The organism is Chelatococcus sp. GCM10030263 (assembly GCF_042666455.1).
Classification (GTDB): Bacteria; Pseudomonadota; Alphaproteobacteria; order Rhizobiales; family Beijerinckiaceae; genus Chelatococcus.
Genome location: NZ_JBHTDB010000002.1, coordinates 850,373 through 862,828, shown reverse-complemented (window position 1 = coordinate 862,828; position 12,456 = coordinate 850,373). Strand labels below are relative to the sequence as shown.

Sequence of the window (12,456 nt, the reverse complement as noted above, 5' to 3'; positions counted from 1 at the left end):
ATCAGCGCGCCTTGCGCAGGCGCAGGACCTTGAAGAAGCCGAGCGGGAAGGCCGGCCTGAGCGACAGCACCTCCACGTCGCCGCGGTCCTTGGCCCAGTTCTCGACACGGCTTGCCTTGAAATCCGAGCTCCAGCCGAGGCGGCTCGCGAGCGGCGCCACCGTCTCCTCGACGCGGGCGATCGGCCCTTCCGCCGCGCCGAAGTGATTGGCGAGCACGATCTCGCCGCCCGGCCGCAGCACCCGGAGCATTTCATCCAGCGCCGCTTCCGGATGCGGCACCAGCGTGATCAGAAACTGCGCCACCACCGCGTCAAAGGTCGCATCGGCGAAACCGAGGCGGCAGGCGTCCATGACGGCGAGCAGCTTCACCTGGCTCCAGTGGTGGCGCTCGACCTTTTCCACCGCCCGCTGCAGCATATGCTCGGAAAGATCGACACCGGTCACCCGCGCATTGACGGGATAGTCGCCGAGCGAGAGCCCCGTGCCGACGCCGACCTCCAGGATCTCGCGGCCGCAGGCGAGCGCGGCCGTCACCGCATCCCGGCGGGCCGGGGCGGTGATGCCGTCATAGACGAGGTCATAGACCGGGGCCCAGCGCGCGTAAGCCTTGCGCATGACGGTCATGTCAGGCTGAACGTAGCGCACCTCGGCCATGGTCGTTTTCTTCCCTTGGTCTTTCTTATGACAGGGAGCGCGCCGGTGTCGCTGCCCGCTGCGGCTCCAACTCCGACCGGCCCCGATCGCCCGTGGCCGATCGGGCTGCCGTACGGATCGTGCCGCCGCCGAGAACGCGCGCGCCCTCACCTGCCCCATCGTAGAGAACGCAGGCCTGGCCGGGCGCCACGCCCTCTTCCGGATCGAGAAGAGTGACTTCGGCGCCGCCGTCGCTCCCTGTGAGAAGAGCCGGCCGCGGCTTGCGCGTCGAGCGAACGCGGGCCGCTACTTCGCGCGGCGGCTCGCTCGCCAGCGGGCCGTCGCCCAGCCAATTGACGTCGGTGAGCTGGATGGTGCGGGTCGCCAGCAGCTCGCGCGGACCGACGACGACCTCGGCGCGCTCGGCATCGAGGCGCACCACAAAGAGCGGCTCACCGACCGCGAGGCCTAGGCCGCGCCGCTGGCCCACCGTGAAATGAATGATGCCGTCGTGGCGTCCGAGCACGTGGCCCTTGTGATCGACGATGTCACCGGGCGTCACGGCGCCGGGCTTCAACCGCTCGATGACTTCGGTATAGCGGCCACTCGGGACGAAGCAGATGTCTTGGCTGTCCGACTTCTCCGCCACCGCCAGTCCGAAACGCCGCGCCAGCGCCCGCACGTCGGGCTTCAGCATATGGCCGAGGGGGAAGCGCAGGAAATCGAGCTGCGCCTGGGTGGTCGCATAAAGGAAGTAGCTCTGGTCGCGGTCCGGATCGGCAGCGCGATAGAGGCCCCTGCCCCCGCCCGGCAATGGCTTCGAAACGACGTAATGGCCGGTGGCGAGCACATCCGCCCCGAGATCGCGCGCCGTGTCCAGGAGCTCGGCGAATTTGATGGAGCGATTGCATTCGACGCAAGGGATCGGCGTCTCGCCGGCGAGATAGCTTTCGGCGAAACGCGTCATCACCTCGTCACGAAAACGACTCTCATAATCGAGCACGTAATGGGGAATATCGAGCCGTTCGGCGACGCGGCGGGCATCATGGATGTCCTGGCCCGCGCAGCAGGCGCCGCGGCGATGGGTGGCCTCGCCATGGTCGTAGAGCTGCAGCGTGATGCCGACGACGTCGTAGCCTTCGCTCTTCAACAGAGCGGCGACGACGGAGGAGTCGACCCCGCCCGACATCGCCACCACGACGCGGGTGTCGGCGGGCTTCTTGGACAGGTCGAGACTATTCACCATATCATGCCTTCAGGCGAGGCCGCAGGAGCACTCCTTGCGGCATCACCTCCTATCACACCTTGCGCCGACGGTCCCGACAGCCCTTGCATTCCGTCCGTTCGGATAAACCGGCGCAGTGACAAATGTTCCGACGAAGGGAGTGAGCCGTGGCGGCGGTGCCCGTCAGTGGCGCCGGGCGGCCGATCCTTGCGCCGGTGCCGTCTCTATAATCGCCGACCGCCGCCGACGCCAGCTTGGTTGGGCCCGACTTGGCGGCGTTGGATCCGACTCCAGAGCATGGAGTCAAAGGATCTCATTCCAAATTGACATGGGATCGGGTAGCCTAGTGCCGAAATCTGGCCTAAGTTCGTGCCAAGGCTGTGCCTTTAGGCAAATCTTAAGCGCGGCGCGGTAGCCTGCGGTTGATATGGTTTAGTCAGTTAGTGTGAGCGTATCATGACCGAACCCCACCGCCCGAGGGTGAAATACGTCATCGGGCCCGACGGTAGTCCATTGACGATCGCAGACCTGCCGCCATCGAATACGAAGCGGTGGGTCATCCGCCGTAAAGCGGAGGTCGTTGCCGCCGTGCGCGGAGGCTTGCTCAGCCTCGATGAGGCCTGTCAGCGCTACACGCTGACGGTAGAAGAGTTCCTGAGCTGGCAACAGTCCATCGACCGTCACGGACTTGCCGGCTTACGCACGACCCGGATTCAGCACTATCGCCAGTAACTCGACCCGACGGCTGTACCGTCGCGGGGCTTGGCGCCTGATGCGGCCCGGCGAATCAGTGTTGATTCGCATAATGGATACCGAATGGCAGATTCCACCGCAAGGCCAACCGCACATCAGGCGCGAGAATTCACCATATAAGCCGTATTAACCGAACGCTAACCATGACGTCCGACTGTCGTGCAGCAAAGCTGTATCTGGAGGATCGGGTGGCGTTGGCGTCGGTGGCTTTCTCGTCGGCACGATCGAACAATAAAGTACGCTCCCGCGACATCGCGCGTGGCAAGCCGGACGGCGCGGCTCGCCCGTGTGATGACCGCACGCGGGCGCAAGCCTTCGTCGGCGCGACTGTCGCGGAGATGGAACGGGCGCTCATCCTCTCGACCCTCGACCATTGCGACGGCAACCGCACGTCCGCCGCCAAGATCCTCGGCATCTCGCTGCGCTCCCTGCGCAACAAGCTGACGAGCTACAGCGCCGCCGGGGTCACCGTGCCGGCGCCGCAGGTGAGCCGTCAGGAGCGGGCGAGCACCTAAAGAAGCCCGATCGCGGCCGGTTCAGCACTTCACCAGCCAGAGACTCGTTTCCCGCGCACCGGGCGCGAGCGGCAGGCGCGCCAACACGCCGTCGGCCAGTCGCTGCGCCATGCGGGTCGCCACATAGTGGCTCGCGAAGAGGACGGCATAGGCGCCGCCCTGCAGGAGGGCGCCCACGACGAGCTGCTCGTTGTAGCCGCGCCACGCCCATTCGGGCGGATAGGCATCGGGCAGCAGAATGTCGTGGATGTGGACGAGCACGCCGGGGGCGAGCCGCGGCAGAATGTCGAGCACGAGCCGGTCGACGTCGCCGCCGGGCATCGCCACATGGCTCGAGTCGATGAACAGGATATCGCCGGCCGCGAGATCGCCGAACAGGCTTGCATCGACCTCCTCGACCACCGCCGCGTGATGGATCACCTCGAGCCCGCCGAGAGCCGCACGCGGGTTGGGATCGATCGCAACGATGGTGGTGGCGAGTTCGCCATCGGCGACGGCCCGCGCGAGAAAACGGGTCGAATGGCCGGAACCGATCTCGACGATGTGCCGCGGCCGGAAGCGCCGGACGACGGCATAGGCAGCCGCTGCATCGAGGCGCGGAAACCATGTCTGCTTCCAGCGGAGCCCGTCGCCATCCGCTGGGATGGCGGCGAGGTCTTCGCTATGCGCGTCGATGTCGGCCAGCAGCGCTTCATAGCGCGAAACGGCCGCGGCAAAGATTGGATCGAGCGCCTGATAGGAACCGGCGCGCGCCGGCCGGGCATAACGGTTGGGGATGAAATAGCCGCGCCGGGCAACCCCGGTGAGCGTCAGAAGGCCGAAGGACAGCCGCCTAAGCCGCGCCCGCAACGGCCGGTCAGACGGCATCGGACGAGTTGCGTGCCAGCCGCTCCTGAATCGTCTTGGCGAGACGCGAGCGTTCGAACAGCACGACCACGACGCTCGAAAATGCGAGCGGCACGAGCAGATAGAGCAGCCTGAAGACGAGGAGCGCGGCGAGCACGTCCGACTGGTCGAGCTCCGGCACGGCGCTCATGAAGACGAATTCCAGCACGCCGAGCCCGCCGGGCGCGTGGGAGATGAGGGCGGCGGAGAAGGACGCGAGGAAAACCCCGAGAATCACGAAGAAGCCGGGATTGCCCGCCTCCGGCAATGCGAAATAGATGATGCCGGCCGCGCCGATGATCTCGCAGGGTGCGGCCAGGAGCTGACGGGCGGTGATCCGCAGGCGCGGATAATAAATCGAGAACTGGCCGATCTTGAGAGGTCTGAACTCGCGCCACGAACCGAGCACATAAAGGGCGACGAGGAAAAGCATGCCGGCGCCGACGAGCCGCGTCCCCCAAATCGGCACATCGACGAGGCGCAGGACGATCTCCGGCTCACCGATCAGAATAAGCCCGCCGAGAAGTACCGTGCCGAGCACGAAGGTGAAGGAGCACAAGGCAATCAGCACGCCGATCTCGGCGATAGACAGGCCCATGGTGCCGTAGGCACGGAAGCGCACCATGGCGCCCGACAGCACGGAGGCGCCGATGTTGTGCGACAGGGCATAGGTCGTGAAAGACACCAGCGAGATCACCGGCCAGGACAGCTTGCGGCCGAGATGCAGCAGCGCGATGCGGTCGTACCAGGCGAGCGCGCCATAGGCGACAATCGTCGCAGCCACCGCCAGAAGCCAGCGATGAAGCGAAATCGCCGCAACGCTATCGAGCACCTCGCTCGCCGAAATGCCCTTGAGCTCCCGGTAGAGAAGCCAGAACGAAAAGCCTACCGCCGCGAGGCCAATGACAGGCCAGACATACTCGAGCGCTTTCTTCATTGAATTATGAGGCGCAGCCTTCTTCCCCGTCCCGCTTCTCTCGATACGGCCGTATTCGTTCGTGCGGCCCGGCATCTCTGCCCGAGCCGATGCGGCGTCGCAAGTTGTTCTTGCGCGCGAGGGACTGGAATGGCTGCCGTTACATATCAGAACGCGCGGCGGGACAGCGCCCTGGGACGCGCGCAAACCCTTTGATCGGAGGGATTCCGTCTTGAGCCGAACCGAGCTGCCGCCGCTCGAGGCGCCAGATCGTCGCGCAGGCGGTGCGACGGGGTCTACGCCGGTTGCGGCCTCAATAGGCCGGGCGCGTGCTCACCGCGAAGGGTTTCGCTTCGAAGATCGCCTGATCACGCGCCGCTTCGGCCGGGCGAAACCGGATCTGCTCCCGATCCTCCAGGTGCTCGGCCTTGGCGAGATCGGCGGTCGCCTCGTCCATCTCGGCCTTGGCTTCGTCCAGCTGCCCCTGGAGCTCGTCGGCGGAGCGCAGAAGATTGTCGCGCCGCTGGGCCGCCGCCTTGGCATAGGTCGGATAGGCGAAGTGGTTCTGGTCGGTGATGCCGCTGCGCTTCTCCTCGTTGGCGATTTCCCGCTCCAGATCGGCGGCCACGCGCATGAATTCGGCGATCATCGTCTCGATCTGCGCAACACGCCGACGCTTTTCGTCGAGCTGGAAGCGCTTCAGACGGACTAGGCTTTCCCGCGGTTTCATCGCCCGAAAAACTCCTTACTAGCGCACGCGGCATCACCGGAAAGAGAGGCGCGCCGCAAAACGGCCACCATCAGCATCCCCCAAGGAAGTTGATCGATGGTTACCTCAGCGCTCAAAAGCGTTGCAGAAGAGCCACAGCCAGCAGCCAGATCTTCTCGCTCCCTTCCTGGAGGCGATCCTGGTGGGCTATGTTCCGTGCTGTCCCGTCCTTTTTTGCCGCAATCGGGCCCATTTCGCGTTTTGGCCGATCGCGTCAACGTTTCATTTACCTGGATCGTTAACAGTATCCCGGCGTTCCAGACGCTATTCGGCGCGCTGGATGGGCCAGCAGCTTTAGTCACTTAGCCCGATATCCTTCAACCAAGGCGCCAGGATGATGCAAGCCCGAAACGAGCTGAACATCAGTGTTTTGCGTCGGTTAATAGAAGTTTCGGCTTATGGTGCTTGCGCAATGGAAACAGGTTTTGTTATCCATTTACCGGTAGCGTCGCGAGTCGGATTAAAGTGGGAGAATGGGCGTGCACTCCGCCCTGTTCCGAGAGCTGCGTCCATGCACCGGAGCGTGGCCTGCGCGGGCGGTGGAGCGAGGTTGGGGATCTGACAATGCGCGTACTGCTTATCGAAGATGACAGCGCCACGGCGCAGAGCATCGAATTGATGCTCAAGTCTGAGAATTTCAACGTCTACACGACCGACCTCGGCGAAGAAGGCGTCGATCTCGGAAAGCTGTATGACTACGACATCATTCTGCTGGACCTCAACCTGCCCGACATGTCCGGGTATGAGGTTCTTCGCAGTCTGCGGGTCGCGAAGGTCAAGACGCCGATCCTTATTCTTTCCGGCCTTGCCGGCATAGAGGACAAGGTCAAGGGCCTCGGCTTCGGCGCCGACGATTACCTGACGAAGCCGTTCCACAAGGATGAGCTCGTCGCGCGGATCCACGCCATCGTGCGCCGCTCGAAAGGTCATGCGCAGTCGGTCATCAATACCGGCGACCTCGTCGTCAATCTCGACACCAAGACGGTGGAGGTCGGCTCGAACCGCGTGCATTTGACCGGCAAGGAGTACCAGATGCTGGAGCTCCTTTCCCTGCGCAAAGGCACGACGCTTACCAAGGAGATGTTCCTCAACCATCTCTATGGCGGCATGGACGAGCCGGAGCTGAAGATTATCGACGTCTTCATCTGCAAGCTTCGCAAGAAACTCGCCAATGCATCGAGCGGTAAGAACTATATCGAGACCGTCTGGGGCCGCGGCTATGTGTTGCGCGAGCCGATCGAGGCCGAGGAACGCGTCGCCGTCTGACGCGTCCGCCTAAAGCCCAAGAATTCGAAAGGCCCCGCTTCGGCGGGGCTTTTTCGTATGCACATGCGGCTACAGCATGGCCCCGAGCGGCTCGACCGCGAGATGGCGATGGGCGTTGCGGCGATAGACGCCGCGCAAGGCTTCGTCTGCGACGATCTCCTCCGTGAGCCCAACCGGCGTCTCGACGCCGCCGAGGATCAATCGGCCGTCATGGGCGAGACGGTCGGCGATGCGCTCCAGAACGTCGCGCTTTGTCACCTCGTCGAAATAGATGAGCACATTGCGGCACAGGATCAGGTCGAAGATGCCGAGTGAAGCGAAATCGTCGATCAGATTGACGGGCTCGAAGGCGACCATCGCCCGAAGCTCGCTGTCGATCTGCCACAGGTCGCCCGCCTGCTCGAAATATTTGAGTAGCAGGTGAATGGGCAGGCCACGCTGGACCTCGAAATGCGTGTAGAGCCCGCCCCGGGCGCGCTCAAGAGCCGATAGCGACATGTCGGTCGCCAGGATTCTGATGTCCCAGCCCGAAAGGCGCGGCGCCATGCCGTCGAGCAGCATGGCCAGCGAGAACGCCTCCTGCCCGGTGGAGGCGGCAGCGCACCAGATACGCAGGCGCCGGCTCGCAGCGCGTGATGCGATGAGTTGCGGCAAAACCGTCGTGCGGATCTGCTCGAAGGCCGGCTTGTCGCGGAAGAAGAAGGTCTCGTGCGTCGCCATGGCTTCGAGCACGCCCCTCTCCACCTCGGGGGCGCCGCCGCGGCGCAGAACCCCGATGATGGCGCTGAGATCGGGCAGGCCGTGGCGCTGACAGACGGCGGCAAGCCGGCTGTCGGCCAGATAGTGGCCATCATGCGGAAGCGCGATCCCGCAGCGAGCCTGCAGGAAAGCGCATAGGAACTGGTAATCGGCCTCGGTCATTCAATAGTGCTTTCCGGCAATAAATGACGAACCGCTGTCGCGATTTCTTCAAGCGGCAGCACCGCCGAGGCAAGGCCAGCGCGCGCCACGCTGCCGGGCATGCCCCAGACGGTACTCGTTTTCTCGTCCTGAACGAGGATGGACGCGCCGGCGGCGGCGAGCGCCCGCGCTCCATCAAGACCATCACGCCCCATCCCCGTCAGAATGATGGTGAGCACGGCAGGACCGAACACGGCCGCCGCGTCCTTGAACAGAACATCGGCGGATGGCCGGCAGAAATTCACGGGCGGGCTATCGTCGAGCCGGGCGACGATCTCATAACCGGACGAGCCGAGACGCAAATGCCGCCCGCCCGGCGCCACATGGATCATCCCGGATCGAATAGCCTCGCCCTCGGACAGCTCATGCGCCGGGCAGCCGGAACTCAAGGCGAGATGCTCCGCCAGAACGACCGTGAAGGCCGGCGGCATGTGCTGGACCACGACGATAGGCATGCGCTCTATGACGTCGCGTCCAAGCGCCTGCAAGAGCGTCGCAAGCGCCTGGGGGCCCCCGGTCGAGGCCCCGATCAGGATGCAGCGCGGCGGTGCTACAGCCGAAACCGGCCGGCGCCCTTCAGCCAGCGCCCGCGTGCGACGTCGGCGCTCGGTCCCGACGGTTCCGATCTTTCGGGCGAGTTCATCCGCGAAGCCGTCATCTACGCAGCTCCCGCCCTGATTGGCCCCTTCCGAGCCCGACCAGGCGATGTAGTCGGCCGCACCGAGCGAGAGGCACCGCAAGGCGAGATCCGCGCCCGCCGCATCGGCGGTCACGATGACGATGATGGCAAGTGCGGGTTTACGGGCCAGAATGAGGGGCAGAACGGCAAAGCCCGCGGAACTGGGCTTGGTCAGATCGAGGAGCACCAGATCGGGATCGGCCTCGTCCAGTTGATCGAGTGCGCCCTGCGCCGTCGCCACCTCCGCGACGACCACGGCGCCGATGCAATCGCGCGCCACAATGGATGCCGCGTCGAGCTCGGCTCGCCCCTCGACGATCATTACCCGGACACGGCGTCTGCCGCCCGGCTGCAACGAGATACGACTCGCCGGCATCGCTCTCTCCGCAGCGCATTCGGGGGCCACGGCCATCCCCAGGCCTAGACCAAGCCAACCTCCTGGAACTTGGCCGTGACGATATCCTTGTCGAAGGGCTTCATGATGTATTCATCGGCCCCCGCGCGCAATGCCCGCGCGATATGGGCGACGTCGTTCTCGGTGGTGCAGAAGACGACCTTTGGCGCTGTGCCGCCCGGCATCTGGCGCAACCGGCGCAGAAATTCGTAGCCGTCCATGACCGGCATGTTCCAGTCGAGCAATATGGCTTCGGGCATGTCTTCTTCGCAGATGACAAGGGCCCTGGCTCCGTTCTCGGCCTCGGAAATGCGGAACGACAGCGCCTCCAGAATGCGTCGCGCCACCTTCCGGATGACCGCCGAGTCGTCGACGATGAGGCAGTGCTTCATGTTAGGGGCGCTCCGAAGCGGCGATTCGCGTCAAAAAACAGTGATATCATTCGAGAAGGAAAGAACGGAATCCACATTCAGAACAATCAGCAAACGATCGTCGAGGCGATGAACGCCCTTGGAAAGGCTCGTCCAGCGCGGATCGAGATGGAAAGGCGTGGCTGCGGCGGTCTCAGGCGCGAGATCGAGCACCTCCCCGATGCGGTCGACGATGACGCCAAAGGACTCGGAGCCCGCCCCGATGCCGATCGCGATCATGCGGCCGGGATCCGGCAAGGCGGGCAGCCCGAGCTGCTGGCGCAGGCTGACCGCAGTCACAACCCGGCCGCGCAGATTGGCAAGGCCCAGGATTTCGGGCGGCGCCAGTGGAACGGGCGTCAGCGATTGAATGACAAAGACGTCGCGCACGTCCTCGATCGGAATGCCGAACAGCTGGTCCCCGATCCAGGCCGTGACATATTGCAGACGGCCCTCGGCGGCCGCATCCTCGGCGGCCGGCGGCACAGCGCGCCTGTCGCCGTAATGCTGTCCCACGGCGGGCGTCATGCGGCAACCCCACGATCGCGCGCGTTCAAGACGGCGGTCAGCGCCTCCACCAGGCCGCTACGGTCGAACTTCGCCACGAAATTGACGATGCCGAGCTTCCTCGCGCGTTCGACCACCGGCGGGCTCGCATAGGAGGACAGGGCGATCACCGGCATGGATGCGGTGCGGCTGTCGCTACGCAAGTTTTCCACCAGGTCGAACCCGCTCTTGCCCGGCATCTCGATGTCGGTGACCACCACGTCGATGAGGCGTGGCGAGGCGAGCATCGCGAGCGCCTGTTCGGCGCTTTCTGCGACGAGCACCCGGTAGCCCGATGCGCGCAGGAGCGGAGCGAGCATGCTGCGGAAGAACTCGGAATCGTCGACGAGCAAAACCGTCCGCGTGACCGATTGCGTCGACGATTGCCGGTTCAACCAGTCCCCGTGACCGAGCGGCAGGAAATGGGCCACGTTGAGTATCTCGGTCGCACGGCCGTTGACGACGGCCGAGCCGATGAGTTCGGGGTGGTCCGCCGCGAGTTCGATCGCAAGCGGCTCCTCGACGATGTCGAGAATCTCGTCGACCAACAGTCCCATCCAGCGTTCGCCGTCGGAAAAGACCACCATCGCCTGGCGCCCCTCACCCTGCAGCGACATCGTTTCGTGCGCGAGGACGAGCGGCATGAGATGGCCGCGATACTGCAGAAGAAGGCGGCCGCTGGACTGCTCGATCCGACCGATGTCGATTTCCTCGAGCCGCGTCACCAGCGACAGCGGCACGGCTTTCGGCACATCCCCTCCGGCACGGAAGACGAGGAGCGGCACCGGCTCCTCCTCGTCTTCCGCATCCGTTTCGGGCTTGGGTTCGGGATGAACATCGACAATCGGAACGGTGGTTTCGGCAAAAGCATCGAGCATCCGGGCCAATCCACCCGGCTCGACGATGAGAATGACACTGCCATCGCCGAGGATCGTACTGCCGGAGAAGCAGCGCAGGTGTCGCAGCTTCTTGTTGAGCGGCTTCACCACGATCTCTTCAGTCTGGAAAACCGTATCGACCAGCAGGCCGAAGCGCTGGCGGCCGATCTCCGTGACCACGATGAATCCATCCGGGACCGGAGCAGGATCCTTGGGGCGAAGTCCGAGCAGGGTCGCGAAGGGAATGACAGGCATGAGCTCGTCGCGCAGCCGGAAGACGAGCGCATCATTCAGCCTCTCGACGGCCGATTCCGAGTCCGGCCGCACCCGGACAAGCTCCAGTACGGTCATCTGAGGGATGGCGAAGCGCTGGCCGGCCACGCCGACGATCAGCGCGGCGATAATGGCGAGCGTCAAAGGAAGCTTGATGACGAAGGTCGTGCCGCGGCCGGGCTCGGAGCGCGCTTCGATCGACCCGCCGATCATATCGATGTTCGTCTTGACGATATCCATGCCGACGCCGCGGCCGGACACGGCAGTGATCGCGGCGGCGGTAGAAAAGCCGGGATGAAAGATGAAGCGGGTGACCGCGTCGTCGCTCATGCGCTCGATGTCGGCCTCGCTGGCGAGGCCGCGGTCGAGCGCAATCCGGCGGATACGCTGGTAATCGAGACCGCGCCCGTCGTCGCTGATCTCGATCGTGATCGAGCCACCCTCATGGTAGGCGGAAAGCGTGATCGAACCGCGCTCGGGCTTGCCGAGGCTGCGGCGCTCCGCCGGCGGCTCGATGCCGTGGTCGGCGGCATTGCGCACCAGCTGCGTCAGGGGATCGTTGATGAAGTCGAGAACCTGCCGGTCGAGCTCCGTGTCCGCGCCGCGCAGCTTCAGATCGATCTGCTTGCCGAGATCGACGGCAAGGTCGCGCACCATGCGCGGCAGCTTCTGCCAGGCGGTGCCGATCGGCTGCATGCGCGTCTTCATGACGCCTTCCTGCAGCTCGACCGTGACTTGCGAGAGCCGCTGCAGCGGCACCAGGAATTCGTGATCGCCCTGCCGGCGGGCGATGTCGAGCAGCTGGTTGCGGGTGAGCACGAGCTCGGACACCATCGTCATCAGGTGTTCCAGCACATTGACCGTCACGCGGATGGTCGGAGCTCGGGAGGAGGCACGCCCGCGGGCGGGCGGTCGTTCGCCATCCGGTTTGGCGGCGGTCGTCGCCGCCGGCGCAGACCGCTCGCCGACGTCGGTGGGAAGCTTTGCGCCCTCTTCCAGCTTGTCGATGAGATCGCGGTCGGTGCCGGGCGGCTCGGCGGCGCTGCGCTCCAGCTCCGCCACGATGTGCTTGATACGGTCGATAGTTGCCAGAATGAGGGAGACGTCGTCACGCGAGACGGCAATCGTGCCGTCACGAAAGCGGCCCATGAGCGATTCCGCCGCATGGGCAAGCGCTTCGAGGCGGGGCAGGCCGAGAAAGCCGCAGGTGCCCTTGATGGTGTGGACGAGCCGGAAGACGTTGCGCAGGACCTCGATGTCGTTCGGGTCGCGCTCGAAGCGCACGAGCTCGACGTCGACCACCTCGAGGTGCTCGGCCGTCTCGGTCAGAAACTCGCGCAGGAGCTCGTCCAT

The 12,456-nt window shown here is 64.7% G+C and carries 13 protein-coding genes; 3 read left to right on the top strand and 10 right to left on the bottom strand.

Going from position 1 to position 12,456, the window contains the following annotated elements:
• Position 1: 1 nt before the first annotated feature.
• Both ACFQU1_RS03900 and mnmA read right to left on the bottom strand, forming a co-directional pair.
• Entirely contained in the window at positions 2 to 655 is a 654-nt protein-coding gene (locus ACFQU1_RS03900) for a methyltransferase domain-containing protein (RefSeq protein ID WP_378129410.1), read from the bottom strand.
• 25 nt (positions 656 to 680) lie between these two features.
• Positions 681 to 1,880 carry a tRNA 2-thiouridine(34) synthase MnmA gene (gene mnmA / locus ACFQU1_RS03895; RefSeq protein WP_378129408.1) on the bottom strand — a complete coding sequence of 400 codons (1,200 nt, stop codon included), beginning with the start codon at positions 1,878 to 1,880 and terminating at the stop codon, positions 681 to 683.
• Between the two features lie 435 nt (positions 1,881 to 2,315).
• On the opposite strand from mnmA, the gene ACFQU1_RS03890 reads away from it, so the two are divergent.
• Positions 2,316 to 2,591, top strand: a complete 276-nt coding sequence (locus ACFQU1_RS03890; protein ID WP_378129406.1) for a DUF1153 domain-containing protein — start codon at positions 2,316 to 2,318, stop codon at positions 2,589 to 2,591.
• A gap of 209 nt (positions 2,592 to 2,800) precedes the next feature.
• Positions 2,801 to 3,127: a helix-turn-helix domain-containing protein gene (locus ACFQU1_RS03885; protein ID WP_378129404.1), complete on the top strand. Its 327-nt coding sequence runs from the start codon at positions 2,801 to 2,803 to the stop codon at positions 3,125 to 3,127.
• 21 nt (positions 3,128 to 3,148) lie between these two features.
• Here the strand turns inward: ACFQU1_RS03885 and ACFQU1_RS03880 are convergent, their stop codons facing one another.
• From ACFQU1_RS03880 to ACFQU1_RS03870, 3 genes are all read right to left on the bottom strand, one after another.
• Positions 3,149 to 3,994 carry a class I SAM-dependent methyltransferase gene (locus tag ACFQU1_RS03880; protein WP_378129402.1) on the bottom strand — a complete coding sequence of 282 codons (846 nt, stop codon included), beginning with the start codon at positions 3,992 to 3,994 and terminating at the stop codon, positions 3,149 to 3,151.
• Positions 3,984 to 4,949, bottom strand: coding sequence for a lysylphosphatidylglycerol synthase domain-containing protein (locus tag ACFQU1_RS03875; RefSeq protein WP_378129400.1), 966 nt, complete (start codon positions 4,947 to 4,949; stop codon positions 3,984 to 3,986). Before ACFQU1_RS03875 ends, ACFQU1_RS03880 begins: the two co-directional genes overlap by 11 nt.
• Positions 4,950 to 5,241: 292 nt before the next feature.
• Complete coding sequence (locus ACFQU1_RS03870; protein WP_378129398.1) at positions 5,242 to 5,658, bottom strand: flagellar export protein FliJ; 417 nt, start codon at positions 5,656 to 5,658, stop codon at positions 5,242 to 5,244.
• 603 nt (positions 5,659 to 6,261) lie between these two features.
• Here ACFQU1_RS03870 and ctrA point away from each other — a divergent pair.
• Positions 6,262 to 6,963 carry a response regulator transcription factor CtrA gene (ctrA, locus tag ACFQU1_RS03865; RefSeq protein ID WP_378129396.1) on the top strand — a complete coding sequence of 234 codons (702 nt, stop codon included), beginning with the start codon at positions 6,262 to 6,264 and terminating at the stop codon, positions 6,961 to 6,963.
• Positions 6,964 to 7,032: 69 nt separating this feature from the next.
• Here ctrA and ACFQU1_RS03860 read toward each other — a convergent pair whose 3' ends face one another.
• The 5 genes from ACFQU1_RS03860 to ACFQU1_RS03840 are packed head-to-tail and all read right to left on the bottom strand — an operon-like array spanning position 7,033 to position 12,456.
• Positions 7,033 to 7,884, bottom strand: a complete 852-nt coding sequence (locus ACFQU1_RS03860; RefSeq protein ID WP_378129394.1) for a CheR family methyltransferase — start codon at positions 7,882 to 7,884, stop codon at positions 7,033 to 7,035.
• Positions 7,881 to 8,978: a chemotaxis protein CheB gene (locus ACFQU1_RS03855; protein ID WP_378129392.1), complete on the bottom strand. Its 1,098-nt coding sequence runs from the start codon at positions 8,976 to 8,978 to the stop codon at positions 7,881 to 7,883. The genes ACFQU1_RS03860 and ACFQU1_RS03855 overlap by 4 nt, the downstream gene beginning before the upstream one ends.
• A 44-nt stretch (positions 8,979 to 9,022) precedes the next feature.
• The gene (locus tag ACFQU1_RS03850; RefSeq protein WP_378129390.1) at positions 9,023 to 9,388 is read right to left on the bottom strand and encodes a PleD family two-component system response regulator; all 366 of its coding nucleotides are present in this window, start codon (positions 9,386 to 9,388) and stop codon (positions 9,023 to 9,025) included.
• A gap of 30 nt (positions 9,389 to 9,418) precedes the next feature.
• On the bottom strand, positions 9,419 to 9,934 hold the full coding sequence (locus ACFQU1_RS03845) for a chemotaxis protein CheW (RefSeq protein ID WP_378129387.1): 516 nt from the start codon (positions 9,932 to 9,934) through the stop codon (positions 9,419 to 9,421).
• Positions 9,931 to 12,456, bottom strand: a complete 2,526-nt coding sequence (locus tag ACFQU1_RS03840) for a chemotaxis protein CheW (protein ID WP_378129385.1) — start codon at positions 12,454 to 12,456, stop codon at positions 9,931 to 9,933. Before ACFQU1_RS03840 ends, ACFQU1_RS03845 begins: the two co-directional genes overlap by 4 nt.

Excerpts from the sequence above, each read along its gene's own strand:
- ACFQU1_RS03900 (WP_378129410.1), bottom strand. The coding sequence starts at position 655 with ATGGCCGAGGTGCGCTACGTTCAGCCTGACATGACCGTCATGCGCAAG.
- mnmA (WP_378129408.1), bottom strand. The coding sequence starts at position 1,880 with ATGGTGAATAGTCTCGACCTGTCCAAGAAGCCCGCCGACACCCGCGTC.
- ACFQU1_RS03890 (WP_378129406.1), top strand. The coding sequence starts at position 2,316 with ATGACCGAACCCCACCGCCCGAGGGTGAAATACGTCATCGGGCCCGAC.
- ACFQU1_RS03880 (WP_378129402.1), bottom strand. The coding sequence starts at position 3,994 with ATGCCGTCTGACCGGCCGTTGCGGGCGCGGCTTAGGCGGCTGTCCTTC.
- ACFQU1_RS03875 (WP_378129400.1), bottom strand. The coding sequence starts at position 4,949 with ATGAAGAAAGCGCTCGAGTATGTCTGGCCTGTCATTGGCCTCGCGGCG.
- ACFQU1_RS03870 (WP_378129398.1), bottom strand. The coding sequence starts at position 5,658 with ATGAAACCGCGGGAAAGCCTAGTCCGTCTGAAGCGCTTCCAGCTCGAC.
- ctrA (WP_378129396.1), top strand. The coding sequence starts at position 6,262 with ATGCGCGTACTGCTTATCGAAGATGACAGCGCCACGGCGCAGAGCATC.
- ACFQU1_RS03860 (WP_378129394.1), bottom strand. The coding sequence starts at position 7,884 with ATGACCGAGGCCGATTACCAGTTCCTATGCGCTTTCCTGCAGGCTCGC.
- ACFQU1_RS03855 (WP_378129392.1), bottom strand. The coding sequence starts at position 8,978 with ATGCCGGCGAGTCGTATCTCGTTGCAGCCGGGCGGCAGACGCCGTGTC.
- ACFQU1_RS03850 (WP_378129390.1), bottom strand. The coding sequence starts at position 9,388 with ATGAAGCACTGCCTCATCGTCGACGACTCGGCGGTCATCCGGAAGGTG.
- ACFQU1_RS03845 (WP_378129387.1), bottom strand. The coding sequence starts at position 9,934 with ATGACGCCCGCCGTGGGACAGCATTACGGCGACAGGCGCGCTGTGCCG.
- ACFQU1_RS03840 (WP_378129385.1), bottom strand. The coding sequence starts at position 12,456 with ATGGACGAGCTCCTGCGCGAGTTTCTGACCGAGACGGCCGAGCACCTC.